Here is a 19981-nt window from a genome sequence, read left to right as displayed (position 1 = left end):
TATCAACAGGCAATATTGAATTAGCCAACGCCTATTACGATTACAGCTTAATAAGGCGTTAGCTAAACAATAGTTAACGTACTATTGCACTCGTGGCTTTAGATTCATTATGTGAATCAAACGATCCATCCCTTCAAATGGTGCAGGTAGAACAAACGGATTGTCAGCCGATGCCCAACCTTCGAAGCGTGAATCGTTGTAGACGTACCAAACACCGTTGTAGTAAAGCGGTACTTGAACAGCTTGCTCTGCATAGATTCGTTCAATTTGAGCGCCTAACTCTTTCTGTTTTTCAACATCACGCGTTTTTCCTAGACTCTCAATTAAGTTATCTAGGTCATCGCTGGTGTAGTTATGCATGCTCGTTGACCACCAAATGCCGGTATCTGCATAACGTGAGTGCATGGTTTGATCGTAGAATCGCCAAGCGGAGCTTTGAATTGTGCCCGCCGCCATCGTTGCTTCGAAGTCGTTATTTGCCCAGTTTTGAGCGTAAGCGTTCACTTCTGGTGTGATGATATTGGCATTGATACCTGCCATTCGCAGACCTTCAACAGCAATACCCACGTTGTTTACCCAATCGCTCCAACCACTGGGTACTTGGATACGGAACGATAGCTTTTTACCTGATGGTGTTTCGACAAAACCATCACCATTGGTGTCTTTAAAGCCGCCTTTTTCAAGTTCCGCTTTTGCCGCCTTTACATCATAACGATATAGCTGATTCCAAGATTCATCAGCTTGTTCATCACGCCAAGACCAATGCGTTTTAGGTAAGTTAGTGGCTGGGTTACCCCCTTCAACATAGCCGTAAGCACCAATCATGATCATTGCTTCACGATCCATAGAGAGGTTCATTGCACGACGGAAATTTAGATCACTGAATGCTTCACTTGCGGCTTCATTTTTGGTGTTGTAGTTCATCGCAATACGGACACCATCATTCGATGGGAACCAGTATTTATTATTAGGGTGTTTAGCCACAAAAGTGCGTTCAATATCAGGAATGAAAATACCTGCCCAATCGATTTCACCTTTTGACAGCATCTCTAATGCCGCATCATTACTTGAGTACTGAGGAAACTCTAAACAGTTAATTTCTAGGTCTTTATTCCAGTAATGTGGATTACGACACTGAATATAGACTTGAGGGGTAAAGCGCTGAATTTCGGTAAACGGACCAGTACCGACTGGGTTGTCATTAACAAAAGCAGCAGGACTGTCGATTTCTGACCAGATATGTTTTGGAATCATACGAACACCCTCACCGATAATATCTTCGGCAGCGAACGCATTCGCTTCAGGTAGGTGAATCTCTACTTTATGATCGTTTATTTTTACTATTTTTTCGATGCGGTTGGCCATACCTGCACCATCAATTTCAGGGTGTTTGGTTGGATATGTATAAGAAAACACAACATCATCTGCGGTAAAATCAACCCCATCTGACCACTTAACGCCTTCGCGTAAATTAACAGTGATCATTTTCATGTCTTCGCTTAGCTCATATCCAGTAGCTAACCAAGGGTGCACATCAGATGAATCAAGCTGGCTAAATATCACTAGTGACTCATAAGCAAAGTTGGTGCGACCTCCAACCCACGGGTTAAAATTACGAACCCAACCTGTCGTACTATCATTGAGTATTCTCAAATTAGGTATCGATTCTGTTGTAACCTCGTTGGCCTGTGCAGGCATCGCTACCGCCAAAGCTAATGTAGACGCAGCAAAAAAAGCACGATTCATATGAAACTCCTGTAATTATAATCATGGAACGCCGCGACACTTAACAACGACGCTTTACTTGGCGAATCATAGAAGTTTGGTCAGAGTAGTTTTGCTTATTTGGTCACATTAATTAAATAGTGATATGAGTATGTTTTAAAATATCAAAGCTAGTCTAATCTCACGCACTAACGATGAAACAAAGTCAATTTCCACGTAATGAACTAGGTTTTCATACACACGAAGAAACAGAAACAAAATACCTAAAAACAACAAGTTAAACAATTCACTTATTTCATAAAAACCACAACAAATGATGAAACAAATTATTTTCAAGGTTAGATCTCATTTAAGTTTAATTACTATAAAAGGCACGAATCACATTTGGTATTTAATACATGACAAATAATATGAACCATTTCTACTTAAGACTGTTTATCAGCGCACAAATAATAATATAAATAATTACCAAACATTAAAAACAGAATTTTTTGGTTGATATTTACTCATACGTTTTGTTAATTGTGAGTGCTTTACTTTGACAATAAGAATGTAACGAAGGAAGGGGAAAACCCACTAGCGGAAAAGTCGAGAACACACTCTCACCTTCTACCGCAGCGGGTTTTTATTACTACCACTACTTTTTCACTCAGACTTAGTCTGATGTTTTTTTAGTCTGTTATATCGACAGAGGTACCGTTCCACGCAAGCAAATACACTTTTTTACTTGCGCTTCTGTCAGCCGTTTCACCACCTGCAATTAGAACACCTTTATCTGTTGCAAAGGAAGCGCCATAAGCAAGCCCTTCTGGCAAATCGTTTACTTGACTCCATAATCCATCAACCTTGACGTACATCTCGGGGTTATACGCTTTACCGAAGCCGTTATGTGCAAACATACTCCCTTTTTCAAACGCCGTTTTTGCGCCGTGGAAGTTTGCTCCACCTGCAACAATGATCGCACCATTGCTTTTACCTGCATACGCACCAGCAACGCCTTCCTGAATATTTGATGGTTCGAGAGCAGGCAACGAATGTAGGCTTGTCCATGGTTGAGGTTGACCAAATTGATACTGTTTCACTTCTGCTGTTCTCAGCCCCGGCTTGATTTCACCACTGATTAGCATAGCGTTAGCACCATCGGCAACCAAAGCGGAACCACAGTTAGGGATATAGGGTGACAAACCTAGTTCACTCCATTCTCCAGTCTCTGGCTTAAAGCTCAACACTTGTTGGTTCCATTTATAATCGAGCGGTTTCATGCCCATATAGTCATCAACGATCTTCTGCCAAGCGTCTGGCTGTGTCTTTTTATCCGTTGCCATAATGTCAGAAAGGTAAGTATCAAAATATCCTTTGTTATAACCTCCAAAGAAAATGACTTGTTTGGTGTCTGGAGAATAAGATGCAGCACCTAATAAGCCAACAGGTGTCGTTGAGTTAGCCTGAGACCAGCTATTGGCAGAGACATTATAACGATAGATAGTATCGAAAAGTATCGGTGCAGGATCACTCGAGCTCTCTTTTCCCGAGCCACCAAAAATGTAGATATCGCCATCAACAACAGATGCTGTCGCGCCACTTCTTGCCGGACCGATGAAACTGGCTTGTTTCTGCCAACCTTTATCCAAAGACTCAATATCCAACATATAAAAATCGGAGCCTGCTGAGCCAAGCCCCACAAACACTTTGCCTCCTACCTGTGCACTGACCCCGCTTTTAATGCCTACGGGTAGATCAGGCCAATGAGTATTAGCCATAGCATTAACACTGAATAGCAACGCTGCAGCAAGCAAAGGCGTAGTTATTAGATTGGTTTTCAAATTCATTATTGTTATTTCCTTATATCAATGGTCAGAATTGCCATCTTTTATTGTTCAAAAATCCATCTAATTATCACTTAATGAAGAATAATTTCTTTGATCAACTTAACAATAAAAAATATCTTCATGAAATAGGTATAAAAAAGACCTACTGGTGAGGCAGGTCTTCATCGTATAAATAAGTGTTATAACTCGTTAATTACTCATTAAAGGTAATACGACTTCCGCAGTTTCTTGTACAGAGTCTGAATATTGTGGGTACTTATCTAACAAGGTATTCACGAGTACATCTACTAATAGTAAAGCCCCCACTTTTGAGGAAAATGCACCACCAGTTAGTGGTCCTTCAGGCCTTGCTGCAACGAGTAATTCTGTTGATATTTCAGAAAGCGGGCTGTGATTAATATTGGTTAATGTTACAACGGGTATACTGCGTTTATATGCAAGGCTTGCTGCATGGATAACTTCTTTTGTAGAGCCAGAGCTAGATACAGAAACCCACAAATCACCCTTACTGCATCGACTGGCATTCATTGCCGCGATATGTGTATCTTCAAACATGATCGCCTTCTTGCCAATTCGTATCAACCTATATGCTAGGTAACGACCAACAATGCTCGAGGCACCTACACCAACACAACCAATAAAGTTGGCCTGATGGACCAACTCGCAAACGCGTGTTAAAGAGTCACGGTCGATTAATTTAGCGGTATCTTGAAGGCTGTCTACAGCACTTCGAGCGGAAACATCACAAATGTCACCTTCTTCCTCAGACGCTTCTTGGTTAGCCGCTTGGCTCAATTCAATGGCCAGAGCCATTCGAAAATCAGAGTACCCTTTATAACCCAAATCACGACATAAACGGATGACAGTCGCTTCACTCGTATTTGTATTACGAGCTAAATCAGTGATTGTTTGAAACTGCACCTCTTGGGCATTTTCCAAAACATAATCGGTAACGATTCGTAGTTTTTTACTCAACGGTTCTATATTTGAACGCATTCGAACAAGTAAATTTTTTGGCGAGCTCACTGTAGCCTCTTTAAATACAGTTATTCCTTCTTTCAAAGTACCAGAGACTTAAAAATATTAATACAGCTTAAACCCAGCTAAACCCGTCAAGCCCGACATAAATACAAACAGAAACTAAGGTAATTTTGCGCAAAAATCGGTTTCTACTTTTTGTTGTACGTTTGAAGCTGGTTCCTACCGAGCTCTTTTGCACAGTACATTGCTGCATCGGCTTTATCGAGTAAGGTTTCGTAATGATCGATGCATGTCGCGACACCGATGCTTACCGTCAACTTATTTTCATGTTGCGAATAGGTGTGCTCTATGTTTTCAGCCATCACGGCCTCTAGTATTTTCCGTGCTGCAAACACCGCCCCATCCGGGTCTGTGTGAGGTAAAATTGCGATAATTTCTTCTCCTCCAAAACGAGCAACAAAGTCGGTTTTTCTAGGCAGTTCATGCTTTATACACTGAGCAATTTGAAACAGGGCTATGTCGCCTTTCTCATGACCAAATGTATCGTTGTACTGTTTGAAGTGATCAATATCGATCATAAGCATAGAAAGAGGAGTATTTGATCGACGTGCAATCGAGATTTCTTCTGATAGCCTCTCAAGGTAGGCCCTTCGGTTGGGTATATCGGTTAAAGAGTCCATGTAACTAAGCTCTTTTAAGGCTTTATTTGCCGCATCCAACTTAGCCATCGACTCCCGTTCTTTCGTAATATCTAGATGAGTCCCAATCATTCTTTTAGGTACGCCTTCACTTTCCCACTCGATCACTTGCCCAGTGTCATAAACCCAGATCCATCTACCACTTTTATGCTTCATTCGAGATTCGAAGATATAGTACTCGCTACGCCCTGCCCAATGCTCTTTCAATAAACGCTCTGATTCGATGAGGTCGTCTGGGTGAGCATAGGTTAACCACGTATCAATACTGACTGGCAATAACTCTTCAAGGGTGTACCCAATAATGTTGGCCCAGCGCTCGTTGAATTCAGTTCTACCCTCTTGCACATACCAGTCCCATATCCCAACCCCAGTACTTTTGATCACAAGCTCAAGCTGCTTCTCATGTTTTTTTAGAATATGAACCTGAGATTTAAGTGCTTCAATTTCTGCTTTCAATGAGCATATTTTGTCAGTCATCTCACCACCTTCAACAATTCGACATGGATACTTACGCGATAAGCTATTTGGAAAAAGCGTTTAGTCACCAAAGAAAGAAAAGAAAACACATTCAATTCAAACGTGTCGAACTCTTCTACGTCAGTCAGAAAGTATAGTGCATTCGCAATGAAGGGACTTTGAACTTTGATTCATACTGCTTCCGAGTGGGCGCATTAAACCATTTCAGTTAGCTTATCAATTCACTTAAGTGAGTAAACTGATCAAAATCTTGTGCAAGGGGGCTTTCGGCTCGTTTAGGGTTAAACCATCTCGCTGACAAACCTGCTTGAATTGCGGGTTGAATGTCTTTACTAAAAGTGTCGCCAATCATTACGACTTGATTAGGTTGTAGACCTATTTCGTCTACAATTTTCAAATAGAACTCTGGTGTTCCTTTAGCTAAACCAAGATTAGCCTTACAAAAGTAACCGGTAATGTATTTATCTAGTCCTACTCGGTTAAAAGCACTTCGAATGTCTGATTCTGTCGACTCGTTAGCACTAGTAGCAATGAAAATCTTACTCTGTATTGAAATAGTACTTAGCACTAATTCAGCTCCATCTATGGCTTCAACATGTTTCCAATCACACATTTTTCCTTGAGCATCAGGAAAATCAACCATTAGCGTATCGCCCCAATCAAATAAGTATGCTTTAAACATTCCCTGCTCCTCAGACTTTAACTTGATATTTTAGGTCTTGCGCTTCATCACCGGTAATTCCTCTAAAGCCCCAGCAGTGAGCAGGTTGCTCCTTAATCGTGATTTCAATATCGACCGAAGATATTCCAAGCTGGGATTCAATATTATTAAACAGCGTTTTTATCAGCAACTTCTTAGTCTTTTTTTGACGCCCTTCCATCATGTTTATTTCAATAACGGTATAAGCATCTGTACGGCCTCCGGGGTAATAGAAATCCTCTTTTTCCATTGGTACAAATCGATGAGCTCGCTTATCTTCAGGCATTCCTATTGCCTGGGTCATGCTTAAATGAATCACATCTGATAGTTTTGATTTAATTGGGTTTAATTGCTCTTTTATTCCGTACACAACAATCATGGCAGATCCTTTGCTTGAATTTGACTTTCCCTACTCTAACCTAGGACAGGGCTCAAATGTTGAACAAATTGTATTAACATATAACGATCATAGATAGTGATATTATTTTTATCTAAGAACGGTTTAAGGGGTAGAGATTTAAAATAGTAATCACGGCTAAATAGAGAGCCTTTCCATTAAAAAACTTATCTTTTGATCTTTTTTATCAGCTCGTTCATTTGCTCCAACTTAAAAGGCTTTGATAAAACGTCATCAAATCCGATCTGATAGTAATGTCGGATGTCTTCTTCAAATGTATTGGCCGTTAACGCAACAATCATAGTCTCTTGGCACAGTGACTCTTGTTTAATGTATTTGATTGTTTCAATCCCACCCATCACGGGCATCTGAATATCCAATAAAATAACGTCATAGTACTTGTCGCTGATTCGCTCAATGCATTCTTTACCATTGGTTACCGTTTCATGATTAACATGTAGTCTATCCAAAGTCCTTTGTGCCACGATTTGATTCACCATTACATCTTCGACAATAAGCGCCGATATTTCCGGGTAACTCGGATAATTTGGTGTTTGTGCCTCGCTTATCTCCTTAGCATTCATCATTGTATTGAGAGTAAAGAACACCTCTTTAGATGAGTAAGGTTTGGTGATAAATGCATGTAATTGACTAGAATTACCATCTTGATTCAACCCAGATATCACAACAAGTTTTCTATCGCCACTGTTCGAAACCTCTTCAATAACAGCATCTAACTCAAATAAATTTGTGTTGTAGTATAGGAGAACAGTTCCACGTTCATTAAATAAACCCACTTTTTCTAAGTCAGTTTTTATCAAGTTATGCACTTCCATATTATCTGCATAAATCGACACGTTATTTTTCAACTGTGTCGATTGAAACAACGTATCGTGACTGACCAATTTAACCGGGATATTGACCGTGAACGTAGAACCTAGATTCACTTCACTCTCGACAGTAATATCCCCGCCTAAAATATTACTTAACCGCTTACTGATGGACAGCCCTAATCCCGTCCCACCATACTTTCTCGTTATTGAAGAATCAGCCTGTGTAAACTCAGCGAATATGAGACTCAATTGCTCATTTGTCATTCCTACGCCTGTGTCTTTGATTGTGACAGTAAAGTACGCAGAGGTATTTTCTTGATGAACAACATCAAAATCAACAACGACCAATCCATGTTCAGTAAACTTCCAAGCATTGGTGCAAAGGTTGGTTATTACTTGAATTAACTTAGTAGGGTCTGAGTTCATTACGTAGTCGACGTTCATCGGTGTCAGTAAGATAACTTCAACGTCAGGTTTGGAATCCGAATTAATGAAGATCGTACGTACTTGGTCAACAATGTAACTCAATTTAAAATCGATGCATTCAACAGTAACTTTTCCTGCATCAATCTTGCTAACGTCCAATATATTATTGATCACACTTAGGAGGTGATTACTTGATGAGTGGATTAAGAAAAGGTTTTCTCGTGTTGCACTATCGCTTCGCTCATAAAAGACAGCATCACTTAAACCAATGATGGCATTGAGTGGCGTTCGAATCTCATGAGACATATTGGCCAGAAATGTCGCTTTAGCCCTAGCGCTAGCCTCCGCTTTTCTTCGAGCCTTTTCAGTTTCAATACTTTGTCGGCGAAGATCGTTCATTAATTTAATTTGATTTAGATATAAAAAAGAAATGGACGAAATAATGAGAATTGAAGCAATGAGAATGATCGTATAGTAAGTATACAAACGCTTATAATGCGAGTCTCTAATCTGTAGAAATTCGTTCTGGTTCCTTTGAACTTCAGACACCAACTTTGAAATGTAATCATTAACCAATGAATAAACTGCATTCAATTCAACTAGGATGAGTTTAACTAGCACTTCTGGATTGTTATTTTCATTTATACGCTTTGTTTTTTCCGATATTCTATTGATTTTATTAATAATATCAGTCAGCTTCTCACTATCTCCATACCGACTATGAATGTCAGTAGTAATTTCGCTAGATAAGTCCTGATTAATGCTTGATCGAATAACTCTAACCCTAATCTTTAGCTTTTTTAGATTACTCTTCGTAGGTTCACTTAAGTATTCTAAAAAATTAACTTTAATTGACAACAATTTAGACTTGGTCCCTAAATTATTATTAATAATTGCAACATAAGGTTCAGCCTGTATATTTTCTATTTTGTTTGAGGAGTAAAAAACAATACTAATGGAAAAAATCATGCAACAACAAAGAACGCCAATTATTGTTGTGAAAGCAGTCCTAGATAGAAGCGGATCAACTCGCATTGTGAGGCTCTATTCCACAACCAATGCCTTAACCTGCCAAACGGATAGGTTATAATAGAGGTCATTTCTAATCTCCGAATACTCGGTGAAAGGAAATACAACAAAAAATGGGCCTTTGTCATCAAGTGTCATGCGCTTGCCATCCTCATGCGTTGCAAGAAGTACCCCATATTTTTTAATAGTCGAGATAGGGATAGTGACAACGTAGTCATCCCATGCGATTACTTTTACTTCATCCCCTTTTGAACCTGCTAGCTCTAGTACATCGTATAAGGTTGGCCCTTTATATATTGCTACCTCTTTAACGACATGGTTCTTCGTTTTTATAATTGAGGTGTCCAGTTGCTCTATCATACCTTCGTCAAACTCCACTCCAATCTCACTATTGGAATGCTCTATATTCCCTGACACCGACAGTATGACTTCCCCAGATGGGTTAGGTAAAGTCGCTGCATATACGGATGCGTGTAAAGAAAAGACAACAAAAAAATATAATATAGCCTTATGCATAGCGACATACTCCATGGGGATCAATCCATTAATTATAAGTCACGATTGTATGTTCGCCAGCTGCTGAATTCGTTGTGAGATGAATTGAATAGAAACTAAATGCCCTGTTATTAAGGCCTTGTGGTTGAATTTATTTCGTTTTTACTTAGTGACTCCAAAATTTCGGAACCATAAATAACTTCGGTTTGCAGATGCATTGTTAGTAAGCCTAGGGCAATCAGTCCCCATATTATGGTAAATCGACCAATCAATTTATTTTGATTTTTCTTTTCAAAAACAACCATACAGATGCCCACAATGACGAGTGGATAAAGAATCAACCACAAGATAAGCATGCCTAAGTAATGAGAGATAGCCATTACCGTTTCTGAGCCCATATAAATACCGATGAAAAAGTAAATGATTGTTTACTCTACCTTAGAGATACCATCGAATCTTACTCAATAAAGCAATATGCGAAGGGGTTAACTATACCGTTGCATATTAACGGTGTTAAACCCCAAGTAACGGCAAGTGCTTAATACTTTTATAACGTAGCGATAGTTCAATGCAATGCTTCAAACTCCCCACAGGGAACGCTTGATCGAGGTTAAAAGAAATCGCTCTGTTTCCATTAAACGTTAACGTACCTGAATACAGTTCACGAAAAGTATCGACTAACTTTGTCTTACAGTTAAAGAACACATAACACTGCTCAGGTGACTTAGCTTTCCAGTCAATTCGAACTGTGCTTCCCCCGTTTACTAGGTAACTCGGTTCGCCCCATTTTAGTGTTTCTTCAAACTGTTGGAACCCGCACTCTTTAATAACCTCTATGATTAAAGTGCGTAACTCTAGCATTTTTGACCTGACTTCAGGTGGGTAAGATTCGAACTTTAGTTGAACTTCCTTATTCATTGATTTACTCCTATTTTTGAACATACAGCTTAAAATCATTGTTGTGCTCTAACAAGAACTGTAACCACTTTGTTCAATATACGTTTCCATTAGTTAGATTATATAAAACATTTCTTTAATATCATTAAACATTTAAAACAAACGTATAATAAATGACGTTCTATAAAGAACCTTCAAATAGATTCACCCCCCATAATTCATTTGTCCCTCTATAAATAAAATCAACAAAAAGGTAATATTGGTACTCACTTCCAATCTGTTGAGACTTATGAAAGACTTACCGTTAGAGCCCCCTATTTATCGAATAGGGCACTTTCTATATTCTCCTATTTCTGGGGTGGTTCAGTTGGAATCTGAAACTGTTCGCTTACGTGCAAAAGAAGCAGCAATGCTAAGTGCATTAATCGACTCTTTCCCTGAAACCCTTACACGACAAAAAATCGAAGAGCTTCTCTACAAGAATACTTATGCAACCAATGCCACGATTAATCAAGTTGTTAAACGTCTACGTGATGAACTACAAGATGATCACAAGAAACTCATTCGCACAGTCCCGAAGTATGGATATGTTCTTGGTGTTACCCCTGCAATAGAGCAACAGCCTTTTGCTAACAAGCAATCTTTTAATACTGCACAAACAAGTACAGAGAAACTACCGATTCCCCCTGTGTGTGAAGTATCAGAAAATAAACTGGGCCAAGACCTTCCGAATCTACAAAATCAGTCACAGCATCAAAGTAATCTGGTTCCTAAAAGTTACTTATTTGGATCCCTTTTGACCATTGCGTGCTTGAGCATGGTTACCTTAGGTTACGCCACTTCCCATTTTTTTCGCCCTGCAAGCTTTCCACAGTTAAGTTCTGAAATGGGGAGCATGACGTCAAGTGACGCGTTACAAGAAGGTGATATAGCTTTAACAGTAAACGAAGACAACCAAATTTCTGCTACATTCCTAATTAATAACCAAAAGATACGTTGTATTGAGCAAGATGAGGTGACCCTATGCCAACCAATAAAGTAAGCGTGTTTGCTCTACTACTGCTTTGTTTCTCTATTGGCGTTGGTATTCAACTGTTTAATCATGAGCAAACAAGTCGATTTATTGGTTTATGGTCAGGTACTACGACTATTTTCTATCAAAACGATCCTGTTGATGCCCATATTCAACTCATTGTTCAAGATGACGGTGGTCGAGTAATATTAAATTACCAACCTCAAAGTCCTAAATATAGTGGCGAGAATCATCAAATATCGGTTCGTGTGAATATTTTAAACATTGAAGGTCAATCACTTAAATTGTCAGTGACTGATTTAAAGTATAGCGATAGGGATGCCTTGGAAAAATTCTTGGGTCGGGATCTACCAGTTGAAGGGTATTTAATGAATAGTTTTGTATGGCCAATTAGTGAGTCAAAATTGTTCTTACAAGCGACCCTTGGATTCGGTGAAGAGTTTGGGTTATACCTGAATAGACACGAATAGAAGATGAATTGTAGCCAGACTGATAAAAAATAAGGACCAATTAGGTCCTTATTCTTAGATTAAATCTCATATATTACAATTACGCTTGGTACGTAACATTACCATTCATAATCGTTGTCATTACCTTAATTTGGTTTAATTGTTCAACGGGAATTTCCAGTGGATTTTTGTCAACAATAACAAAATCTGCCAACTTACCGGCTTCAATAGTCCCTACTCTATCTTCCATTTTAAGCTGTTCTGCAGCCCAAGAAGTATAGGCTTTCAGTGCTTGAGCGACTGAAATTGCCTCAGGTGCATTTAGAATTTCACCAGTAAACGTTTCGCGAGTCACCGCTGACTTAATATTCTGCCAAGGTGCCGTTGGAGAAACGGGCGCATCATTATGAAGTGTTGGTTTCAAGCCGTGTTGAATGGCCGATTTCATACGGAACGTATACTTTAGATCGTCTTCTGCGAAGTAATCGTTGATCATTTGCCCGCCCGTCCAGTAATGGTGCCCCATGATGAAGCTCGGTTTAATACCTAATTCATTCATGCTCTGATACTGTTCATCGCTAGAAAGTGACAAGTGGTGTACTAAGATGTTCAGTGATTCATGATCAAGGTTATTATCAGTGGCTTTTGCACGAGCAAGTTTCGCCGCTTCAATAGATGCATCTAATGCAAGATTTCCATTCACATGAAACATTACATCAGAGTTAAGCTCAAAAGCTCGGTACATTGCATCACTGAACATCTCAATGGTACCAAACACTGGGCGAGGTTTACCTTTAAACTCTTCATTCAGATATTCTATATCTGTAGCCGCGTTACCACCTTGAACAGATCCGTCAATAAAGCCTTTCATAAAACCAATTTGGAACTTGTCGGTCTTATAGTTTTCTTTATCAATGATAACTTGTTCATAGTTAGGGAATACATTTGGAATAGAGCCTAAGGTTCTTAATCCGTAGTCGTGAGATTTAGACGCTTCAACAAACTCATTTAATACCATTGGTGTTGATATAAAGGCATCACAAGCTGTTGTGAATCCGTGGCTAGATAAGTCATTGGCTACTTGGATGATTTCTTCTTTACTTGGTGTTGGGAATGTCCCACCAAGTGCCGTTATCATTGCTCCTACCCCAATGATAAGACCCGTTAGTTCACCATTCGCGTCTTTAACGAATTCAGAGTTTTCTGGTGCTTCTGTTGTTTCATCTATCCCAAGCTTTTTAAAACCTGCACTATTTAGCCACCCACCATGCCCCTGCATCGACACAAATAGCGGAGTGTTTGGGAATACTTCATCCATTAACTCAATAGTTGGAACGTTCTGTTTCTTCAAATCCCAACCAATGGCTTTAATCCAACCGTCATCAGAATTTACTTCCATAGAACGGAATGCACTCATCATCTCTTCATGATTTTGATACTTAAAAAAGCTTAAGTCATACATTGATACCATGTTGGCACAAAATAGAATATGTGTATGGTTCTCAATGAAGCCAGGTAAAAGAGTTTGACCTTTCAGATCAACCAATTCAGCATCGCTATACTCTTGCTTTAATGTTGTTAAAGCGCCCGTTGCTACAATTATACCTTCAGATTCAACCAATGCTTCAACATTAGGTTGCGCGTCGTCCATTGTAATAATAGGACCATTAAAATAGATTTTATTCATTTAAGTTCTCGTAAGTCAGTTAGAGAAAAGCACTTTCTCAATTGAAAATGCTTTTTACATAGATAGTGTGGCGAAGTACTACCAGCCACCTAGAGCTAGAAGCATTGCATCGCTGCTGTATATGCTTTCACCAGGGACAACGTAGTTACTCTGATCACGAAGTTGATCCTCAGAGAACATGCCGACTCTATCGATGATGTAAGCGTGTGCTCGAGCAAAACGTGTCACTGATTCAAAGCAGATCAAATCGAGTTGTACATCGGCCGTTGAGTGGTAATACTTACCACCCGTAATCCAACCTGCCGATATCGGCTGTTTTTTAAAGTTTGTATGGGGAGGATAAAATGCCATCTCATCTGCTGATGGATCGCGGAAAGCGCGAGTAGATGTAGGCAGTTGATACTGGTTAATCGTATCGCGGAAAATTTCCGACAAAACTGGGCTTTGATTCGAGATGTGAAGCATTGCTGGAACGGTGACGTTAGACTTAAAACGAAGAGCGCCTTCATCCGCTTCCATAATCATGCCTACGTGCTCAGGGCGCAGAATCATAAGCATACGGTCTTCTAACCACTCTTGATTTTCGATTGCCCAGTTCTTCGTGTTTCCTAGTCCCGGAACTTCGTGATCACCTTGGAACATGAAGATGATGCCGTATTCACGCTCACTCTTATCTAACGCGGCATAGTATTTGGCTAACGCTAGGTTCATCGCGATTGACGTGCCGTTATCGTGGACACCATACATGAAGCAGTCAACATGAGCAGGGATGATGATGTACTTGTCTTGCTTACCTTCAAGCTTCGCCCAAACGTTACCTGACATGCGGTCGCGTTCTTCCTGCCCCTGAATATCGACTCGAATTTTGACGATGCCATCTTCAGCGTTATCGAGCATCTTACGCAGGTACAAACCGTCATCATCACCAATCGTGATCCACGGTAATAGAGCACCGATGATATCACCACCACCCGGAGCACCAACGCGTCCACCAACTTGGTCTGCAACTGGCGTATCCCACCATACGATCACTGCTTGTGGTTCACCGTATTTGCCAGTAGCAATGCGGGAGAACGCAACACGAGCGCTATTGAGTACCGCTGATGGCATCGTTTTACCGCGTAACAGTACAATCTTGCCTTCGAGATCACGCCCACGTAGCTCAGACGCTGAACCTTCACCTACATAAATTAGTTCTCCAACTGCCCCACCTTTAGGCGTCAATTTGGAAATCGTTGTCGTTAATCCGCTAGAAAACTTGTAAGTGTCACCATCTTCTAGATTTGGCGCTGACATTACCTCAATATCACACGTCGTTGGACGCCATTGCGGGTATTGGCATGGGTACTTTTCATAATGAACTTCATCAAGCTCTAGTGATTTAAGTTCTTGTTCGATTAATTCAAAAGCCATGTGCTCGTATATGGTGCCTTGAACACGCCCCCATAGAATATCGCCTGCTTCCTTTGACTGAACCGATACATCTTTCATCTTCATCGACCAATCATAGATATATGATTCTTCTATAGCTTCACGAACATCTGTGCCTAGTTCAAAACGAGACTTTAGAGGGTCAATCCCCAAATCCCAGCTGCTATCGATAAGTGTTTTATTGGTTTTTTCACGGACAATACTTCCCGGTAGGAAGCCAGGCTTAACAATACGATCAATGACTTGAGCGGGTGACGTTGCTAACGCCATCCCATTATCTTTTTCAGTTGTCATACGAGTTACCTTTTGTTTCATTGGATAGGAAATCATAGGCTGCAATCCACTCCCACAGTTTAAAATGACCCTGTAGGGCGCAACGAATCGCAACAATTACTTTCTATCTTGAATCAGAAGAACTCACTCCTCCAGAAACCAATAACAACGAATAACAACAAACGTAACCCATTGAAATAAAATAATTAGTAACAAGTGGTGTTATTTTTTTTATTAATATTTAGAAGCACAATTAACCAACAAATTAACTCTCGCCCAAAAAAACGAGGCTCAATCGCCTCGCTCTTCGGTAAATCTCAACACTAATTAAATATTAAGGATATCCAAATTCTTACTTGCTTAACGCTTTAGCGACCACATTGAACAGCGGTAACATTTCCACATCAAATTCTGGTTTAGCAGAAACCTCTGGCGACGCTAAACGCACAATGACAACCTCTTTCGTTGGGTTGATGTAGATGTACTGGCTAAACATACCCTTAGCCATATAGCTGCCATCTTCATCATTCGTTAGCCAGAAAAAGCTACTATACGCCCCACCCGGTATACGCTCTTTAAAAGCTTCACCTAAACTTACATCACTGCTTTCAATCGACTTGATCACAGACTCTGGGAAGATTTCTTTACCGCCAAACTCGCCTTTATTTACTAAAAGCTGACCAAAACGTGCCGCATCACGAGCTGTCATGTTTAAACCACCCGTTGCCCAGGCGTGTGTATTAGTATCAGCCATCATGTAAACATCATCTTCTGTACCAAGATCTTTCAAGAATAACTCTGACAATACTTCTTCATAACGTTTATCCGTAACTGCACTTATCACCCAGCCCATTGCATCGACCAAAGGTGAGTTATAAACAAAGCTTTCACCATGCTCACGCTCTGACCCTATTTGAGGGAGGATTCCAAACACACCATTCGCACTATTATCAATAGGCCACGTGCCAACAGCATTTCCGTACTGGCGTGCAAACGATTGTTCGTTCATTAATGCATCCATCGACTCATCCCAAGCCGTACCCGCAGTCATATCAAGTAACTGTTGTATTGTCGATGAACCAATAGCGGTACCTTTTAATTCAGAAACATAAGTTTCAGCTAATACTTCACGCTCAAGTAAACCCTTAGATATCAATATTTCAGAAACCAAGCCCGTGAACGATTTCGTCATTGAAGCTAGCCAATGCTGAGTGTTTGGTGTCATCTCATTAAAGTACTTCTCTTGTACAATCTTGCCTTTATGAACAACAACAAACGCATCAGTGTTATGACTGTTAAGTATATTCTCAACGGTTGATGGCTCTCCGTCCGCTCTAGGTGAAGTCAGTGGCATAACATCTGTTGAAGGTGCTATTTCCCAAGGAATACACGACCCTGTAACAACCGGTGTTGTAGGCAAGAATTTGCTGACATTTTGAAAGCCCCAACGATTAAACGGGTACCAAACCCAGTTAGTATTCTTCACTTGTTTTTCTGGTGCACATGGAAAGCCTTGCATGATTTCTAAATCTAACCAGCTCGGTGATGGAGCAATATTTTTTGTAATAGTATCGACAGACATAAGTCACCTTAATTGTAGGGTTTAACAGTTCAACGAGATGGTATAACCTAGTTGCAATTAATTTAATTTAAATGTTATTAACGCTTCATTTAAATATTTTTAAAGGTATCTAATGTCTTTACGTAACCTAACGAACGTTGAGCTAAAATCTCTCAGAGTGTTAGCCCAGCTTCTACAAGAGCCGAACATTACCTCAGTTGCCAACAAACTGGCGATGCAACCTGCGGGGGTTACTTACCACCTAAATAAGCTGCGAAATGCGATGGGTGACCCTTTACTGGTTCAAGTTGGGCGAGAAATGGTCCCCACTAAAAAAGCGCTATCTTTAACAGATAAACTCGACACCCTTCTCAGTCAATTTGACGAACTAATGCAATGTGAAGAGTTCGAACCAAAAACTATTACGCAATCTTTCACTATCGCACTACAAGACATCGCAGCCGTTGTTCTCATCCCCGTTCTACTAAGCCGATTAGCAACACTTGCACCAAACGCAGTCATTAAAGTGGTTAATTGGCCTGCGAATATAGAGCAGCAACTACTCGAAGGAAGTGTTGATATTGCAATCAACGCAATCGACAAGCCGAACAACCAACTCTACGGTTATCAACTCGGAAATATGAAAATGAGCATTGTCACTCGTCGCTCTCATCCACTAGCCAACAAAGAGTTTAAAATGAGTGAGGTTTTTGATTATCCTCATGTGAGAGTTGAGCCTCTGGCGCGTGGGCAGCAACATGTAGATGAACTGGCGCATAAATTGGGGAAAAAACGAAAGGTTGTCATGGCTGCATCGACTTTTGCTGTATTGTCTTCGACCATCCAGCATTCCGATATTGTTGGGGTATTTGCTTCAGAAGCAGCAAAACGTTTAGCAAAAGAGGGATTCTTTACTAAGGATGTTGAAGAGATTCCACTGATTCCCTTGCACTGTTTTTGGCATCAACGGGTTCATCACGAACCTGCTCATCAATTTTTGCGCAACTTGATCATTGAAATCTCTAAGGAGCTGTTTCAAAACGAAGAACTCGCGAATAAGCCTTATGGAACAGTATCAACGAAACCTTAATAGCCTGAGTTCTTGACGTCTTTAGGGCACACTAAGCCCTAGATACAAACTTAACGACTTCGATCAATCCTCACTAAGTTGTTCAAATTCGTCTTTTTTAGTTTCATACCATGCTTTCATCGCTTCAGGGTCTGCCATCATCTGTTTGATTTTTTCCATGGCTTCCAAATGCTGGTTATCATGGACTTGAAACATTTCCATTCCATGTTGCTTGCTAATCTCTACCATCTGTTCAAATGTTTCAGCATGAAATTGTAAATCACATGCACCACCCAACTGCTTGCAAGTCATTGTCTTCAACATGAATCTCCTTGTAATTTACCGATTGGTTATCCTTTTTCATTTATAAATAAAGCAGTTAATCCGTAGATTGGAAATGTTCACAATGAAATTTATAGGTATAAAAACAAAAAACGCCAAATGATTCACATCATTGGCGCTTTCATAAAGAGTAACTTGTCGAAAAGAGTAGGGGCTACTTGTTAGATCCTGCAGAGCGTTTTTTTAACATATTATGCAATCGTACTCTTTTTTCTGCTGATCCTTGGTCTGAATCAGACGGGTTATTTGTACGAGTTTTGCGATTTTTAAACGCCGGCTTAGAATGCATTTTTTGCAATAGAGCATCACGATTTTTCGGTTCATAACCCGCTTGTTCAACACGGCGGATGGTGTGCCCGATTAATGATTCGACTTGCTGAAGTGTAAGTTCTTCCTCGCGGCTTACAAATGATACGGCATGACCTTTTTGGCCAGCACGGCCTGTACGTCCGATTCGGTGAACGTAATCTTCAGCCAAGAACGGCATATCAAAGTTGACTACATGAGGAAGATCCTTAATGTCCAAGCCACGAGCAGCAACATCGGTTGCGATCATAACGCGTACTTTACCTTCTTTGAACTCATCTAGCGCTCTTCGACGTGCGCTTTGCGCTTTATCACCATGGCAAAGTACCGCTTTGATACCGTCAAGCTTAAGCTCTTTGAGTAACATGTTGGCTGTTTCTTTATAGTTCACAAACACCAACACCTGCTGCCAGTTTTTACGACCAATAAGCTCAGATAACATCTCGTGTTTTCTTTCTTGATCTACTGGGTAAACAACGTGAGCAATGGTATCTGCAGTCACATTTTCTCTCGCGACCGAAATTCGTTTCGGCTGCTTTAAGATTTCGCCAGCTAGCTTGTTCATTTGTGGTGAGAACGTCGCGGAAAATAACATCGTTTGAGGTTTTGTCTCAACACCTGCCATGATCGTTTCGATAGAGGAGATGAACCCCATATCAAGCATTCTGTCTGCTTCATCAAAGACAAGAAATTCTAAGTTAGCGACAGAGACATTCTTCTCTTCAAGGTGCTCAATCAAGCGACCGGGCGTAGCAACAAGAATATCAGACCCTTTTTGCAGCTTCGTCACTTGCGAAGACATCTTAACGCCACCGTAAATAGCGGTTACCGTCAATGACGTGTACTTAATGTAGTCTTCAATGTTTTGCGCGATTTGAGCCGCTAGTTCGCGCGTTGGAGCCAATATCAGAGCACGAGCTTGGTGATTATTTTTAGTTTTAGATTTATCTAATATCTGCTGAATAATCGGTAGAGAGAAAGCCGCTGTTTTTCCCGTACCTGTCTGAGCGTTCGCTAAAATATCGTGCCCCTTACGAGCAAACGGGATCGCTTTTTGTTGAACTGGCGTGAGTTTTTCGTAGCCGCACTCGGAAAGTGCTTTCACAATTTCTGGCGCAAAATTCTGAGATGAAAATGACATTGTTATGTTCCTAAACTAAACGGCTACAACCACGTACAGCATAACCAAAAATACGGTCGCAGATTATAGAGCAATACGAATTGAAACGGCACTATTTTCGTCAACTCCGCAGTGAAATAAGCGGATACGCCTGTATTTACGGCACCTTATCACCATAATCGATAAGGTATGAGGAAGGCGCTGGTTAAGCAACAGATACTCA

The 19981-nt window shown here is 40.4% G+C and carries 18 protein-coding genes; 3 read left to right on the top strand and 15 right to left on the bottom strand.

Going from position 1 to position 19981, the window contains the following annotated elements:
* Window positions 1–81: 81 nt before the first annotated feature.
* The 10 genes from L4C54_RS11375 to L4C54_RS11330 all read right to left on the bottom strand — a co-directional run bounded on the left by L4C54_RS11375 (window position 82) and on the right by L4C54_RS11330 (window position 10508).
* On the bottom strand, window positions 82–1746 hold the full coding sequence (locus L4C54_RS11375) for an ABC transporter substrate-binding protein (protein WP_428802206.1): 1665 nt from the start codon (window positions 1744–1746) through the stop codon (window positions 82–84).
* Between the two features lie 650 nt (window positions 1747–2396).
* Window positions 2397–3554 (bottom strand): N-acetylneuraminate epimerase, encoded by a 1158-nt coding sequence (locus tag L4C54_RS11370; RefSeq protein ID WP_428808267.1) that lies wholly within the window; start codon window positions 3552–3554, stop codon window positions 2397–2399.
* A gap of 189 nt (window positions 3555–3743) precedes the next feature.
* On the bottom strand, window positions 3744–4580 hold the full coding sequence (locus L4C54_RS11365; protein ID WP_428802208.1) for a MurR/RpiR family transcriptional regulator: 837 nt from the start codon (window positions 4578–4580) through the stop codon (window positions 3744–3746).
* A gap of 143 nt (window positions 4581–4723) precedes the next feature.
* Window positions 4724–5710, bottom strand: coding sequence for a sensor domain-containing diguanylate cyclase (locus tag L4C54_RS11360; protein ID WP_428808266.1), 987 nt, complete (start codon window positions 5708–5710; stop codon window positions 4724–4726).
* A 208-nt stretch (window positions 5711–5918) separates the two neighbouring features.
* Complete coding sequence (locus tag L4C54_RS11355; RefSeq protein WP_428808265.1) at window positions 5919–6392, bottom strand: HAD family hydrolase; 474 nt, start codon at window positions 6390–6392, stop codon at window positions 5919–5921.
* Between the two features lie 10 nt (window positions 6393–6402).
* Window positions 6403–6789, bottom strand: coding sequence for a tautomerase family protein (locus L4C54_RS11350; RefSeq protein WP_428802211.1), 387 nt, complete (start codon window positions 6787–6789; stop codon window positions 6403–6405).
* Window positions 6790–6974: 185 nt separating this feature from the next.
* Window positions 6975–8465: an ATP-binding protein gene (locus L4C54_RS11345; RefSeq protein ID WP_428808264.1), complete on the bottom strand. Its 1491-nt coding sequence runs from the start codon at window positions 8463–8465 to the stop codon at window positions 6975–6977.
* Window positions 8466–9110: 645 nt separating this feature from the next.
* Window positions 9111–9611 (bottom strand): putative pterin-binding protein, encoded by a 501-nt coding sequence (locus L4C54_RS11340; RefSeq protein ID WP_428808263.1) that lies wholly within the window; start codon window positions 9609–9611, stop codon window positions 9111–9113.
* A 110-nt stretch (window positions 9612–9721) separates the two neighbouring features.
* Complete coding sequence (locus tag L4C54_RS11335) at window positions 9722–9988, bottom strand: hypothetical protein (RefSeq protein WP_428808262.1); 267 nt, start codon at window positions 9986–9988, stop codon at window positions 9722–9724.
* 115 nt (window positions 9989–10103) lie between these two features.
* Entirely contained in the window at window positions 10104–10508 is a 405-nt protein-coding gene (locus L4C54_RS11330; protein ID WP_428808261.1) for a DUF1801 domain-containing protein, read from the bottom strand.
* Between the two features lie 268 nt (window positions 10509–10776).
* On the opposite strand from L4C54_RS11330, the gene L4C54_RS11325 reads away from it, so the two are divergent.
* Both L4C54_RS11325 and L4C54_RS11320 read left to right on the top strand, forming a co-directional pair.
* Complete coding sequence (locus tag L4C54_RS11325; protein ID WP_428808260.1) at window positions 10777–11529, top strand: winged helix-turn-helix domain-containing protein; 753 nt, start codon at window positions 10777–10779, stop codon at window positions 11527–11529.
* Entirely contained in the window at window positions 11511–11990 is a 480-nt protein-coding gene (locus L4C54_RS11320) for a hypothetical protein (RefSeq protein ID WP_428808259.1), read from the top strand. Before L4C54_RS11325 ends, L4C54_RS11320 begins: the two co-directional genes overlap by 19 nt.
* Before the next feature lie 79 nt (window positions 11991–12069).
* Here the strand turns inward: L4C54_RS11320 and L4C54_RS11315 are convergent, their stop codons facing one another.
* The 3 genes from L4C54_RS11315 to L4C54_RS11305 all read right to left on the bottom strand — a co-directional run bounded on the left by L4C54_RS11315 (window position 12070) and on the right by L4C54_RS11305 (window position 16942).
* Window positions 12070–13656, bottom strand: a complete 1587-nt coding sequence (locus tag L4C54_RS11315) for an amidohydrolase (protein WP_428808258.1) — start codon at window positions 13654–13656, stop codon at window positions 12070–12072.
* A 78-nt stretch (window positions 13657–13734) separates the two neighbouring features.
* Window positions 13735–15381 carry a M28 family peptidase gene (locus tag L4C54_RS11310; protein ID WP_428808257.1) on the bottom strand — a complete coding sequence of 549 codons (1647 nt, stop codon included), beginning with the start codon at window positions 15379–15381 and terminating at the stop codon, window positions 13735–13737.
* A 331-nt stretch (window positions 15382–15712) separates the two neighbouring features.
* Window positions 15713–16942 carry a serine hydrolase domain-containing protein gene (locus L4C54_RS11305; RefSeq protein ID WP_428808256.1) on the bottom strand — a complete coding sequence of 410 codons (1230 nt, stop codon included), beginning with the start codon at window positions 16940–16942 and terminating at the stop codon, window positions 15713–15715.
* A 112-nt stretch (window positions 16943–17054) separates the two neighbouring features.
* Here L4C54_RS11305 and L4C54_RS11300 point away from each other — a divergent pair, with 112 nt between their 5' ends.
* Window positions 17055–18011 (top strand): LysR substrate-binding domain-containing protein, encoded by a 957-nt coding sequence (locus L4C54_RS11300; RefSeq protein WP_428808255.1) that lies wholly within the window; start codon window positions 17055–17057, stop codon window positions 18009–18011.
* A 63-nt stretch (window positions 18012–18074) separates the two neighbouring features.
* Here L4C54_RS11300 and L4C54_RS11295 read toward each other — a convergent pair whose 3' ends face one another.
* Window positions 18075–18314 (bottom strand): DUF1059 domain-containing protein, encoded by a 240-nt coding sequence (locus L4C54_RS11295; protein WP_428808254.1) that lies wholly within the window; start codon window positions 18312–18314, stop codon window positions 18075–18077.
* 172 nt (window positions 18315–18486) lie between these two features.
* Window positions 18487–19779: a DEAD/DEAH box helicase gene (locus L4C54_RS11290; RefSeq protein WP_428808253.1), complete on the bottom strand. Its 1293-nt coding sequence runs from the start codon at window positions 19777–19779 to the stop codon at window positions 18487–18489.
* Window positions 19780–19981 lie beyond the last annotated feature (202 nt).

It is taken from the genome of Vibrio lamellibrachiae, assembly GCF_050337265.1.
Lineage (GTDB): Bacteria > Pseudomonadota > Gammaproteobacteria > Enterobacterales > Vibrionaceae > Vibrio > Vibrio kyushuensis.
The sequence above is the reverse complement of the archived record's forward strand: the minus strand, read 5'-3'. Positions and strand labels throughout refer to the sequence as shown.

What these genes read in the sequence shown, in the direction of transcription:
- L4C54_RS11375 (WP_428802206.1), bottom strand. Translation starts at nt 1,746, where the DNA reads ATGAATCGTGCTTTTTTTGCTGCGTCTACATTAGCTTTGGCGGTAGCG.
- L4C54_RS11370 (WP_428808267.1), bottom strand. Translation starts at nt 3,554, where the DNA reads ATGAATTTGAAAACCAATCTAATAACTACGCCTTTGCTTGCTGCAGCG.
- L4C54_RS11360 (WP_428808266.1), bottom strand. Translation starts at nt 5,710, where the DNA reads ATGACTGACAAAATATGCTCATTGAAAGCAGAAATTGAAGCACTTAAA.
- L4C54_RS11355 (WP_428808265.1), bottom strand. Translation starts at nt 6,392, where the DNA reads ATGTTTAAAGCATACTTATTTGATTGGGGCGATACGCTAATGGTTGAT.
- L4C54_RS11350 (WP_428802211.1), bottom strand. Translation starts at nt 6,789, where the DNA reads ATGATTGTTGTGTACGGAATAAAAGAGCAATTAAACCCAATTAAATCA.
- L4C54_RS11345 (WP_428808264.1), bottom strand. Translation starts at nt 8,465, where the DNA reads ATGAACGATCTTCGCCGACAAAGTATTGAAACTGAAAAGGCTCGAAGA.
- L4C54_RS11340 (WP_428808263.1), bottom strand. Translation starts at nt 9,611, where the DNA reads ATGCATAAGGCTATATTATATTTTTTTGTTGTCTTTTCTTTACACGCA.
- L4C54_RS11335 (WP_428808262.1), bottom strand. Translation starts at nt 9,988, where the DNA reads ATGGGCTCAGAAACGGTAATGGCTATCTCTCATTACTTAGGCATGCTT.
- L4C54_RS11330 (WP_428808261.1), bottom strand. Translation starts at nt 10,508, where the DNA reads ATGAATAAGGAAGTTCAACTAAAGTTCGAATCTTACCCACCTGAAGTC.
- L4C54_RS11325 (WP_428808260.1), top strand. Translation starts at nt 10,777, where the DNA reads ATGAAAGACTTACCGTTAGAGCCCCCTATTTATCGAATAGGGCACTTT.
- L4C54_RS11320 (WP_428808259.1), top strand. Translation starts at nt 11,511, where the DNA reads ATGCCAACCAATAAAGTAAGCGTGTTTGCTCTACTACTGCTTTGTTTC.
- L4C54_RS11315 (WP_428808258.1), bottom strand. Translation starts at nt 13,656, where the DNA reads ATGAATAAAATCTATTTTAATGGTCCTATTATTACAATGGACGACGCG.
- L4C54_RS11310 (WP_428808257.1), bottom strand. Translation starts at nt 15,381, where the DNA reads ATGACAACTGAAAAAGATAATGGGATGGCGTTAGCAACGTCACCCGCT.
- L4C54_RS11305 (WP_428808256.1), bottom strand. Translation starts at nt 16,942, where the DNA reads ATGTCTGTCGATACTATTACAAAAAATATTGCTCCATCACCGAGCTGG.
- L4C54_RS11300 (WP_428808255.1), top strand. Translation starts at nt 17,055, where the DNA reads ATGTCTTTACGTAACCTAACGAACGTTGAGCTAAAATCTCTCAGAGTG.
- L4C54_RS11295 (WP_428808254.1), bottom strand. Translation starts at nt 18,314, where the DNA reads ATGTTGAAGACAATGACTTGCAAGCAGTTGGGTGGTGCATGTGATTTA.
- L4C54_RS11290 (WP_428808253.1), bottom strand. Translation starts at nt 19,779, where the DNA reads ATGTCATTTTCATCTCAGAATTTTGCGCCAGAAATTGTGAAAGCACTT.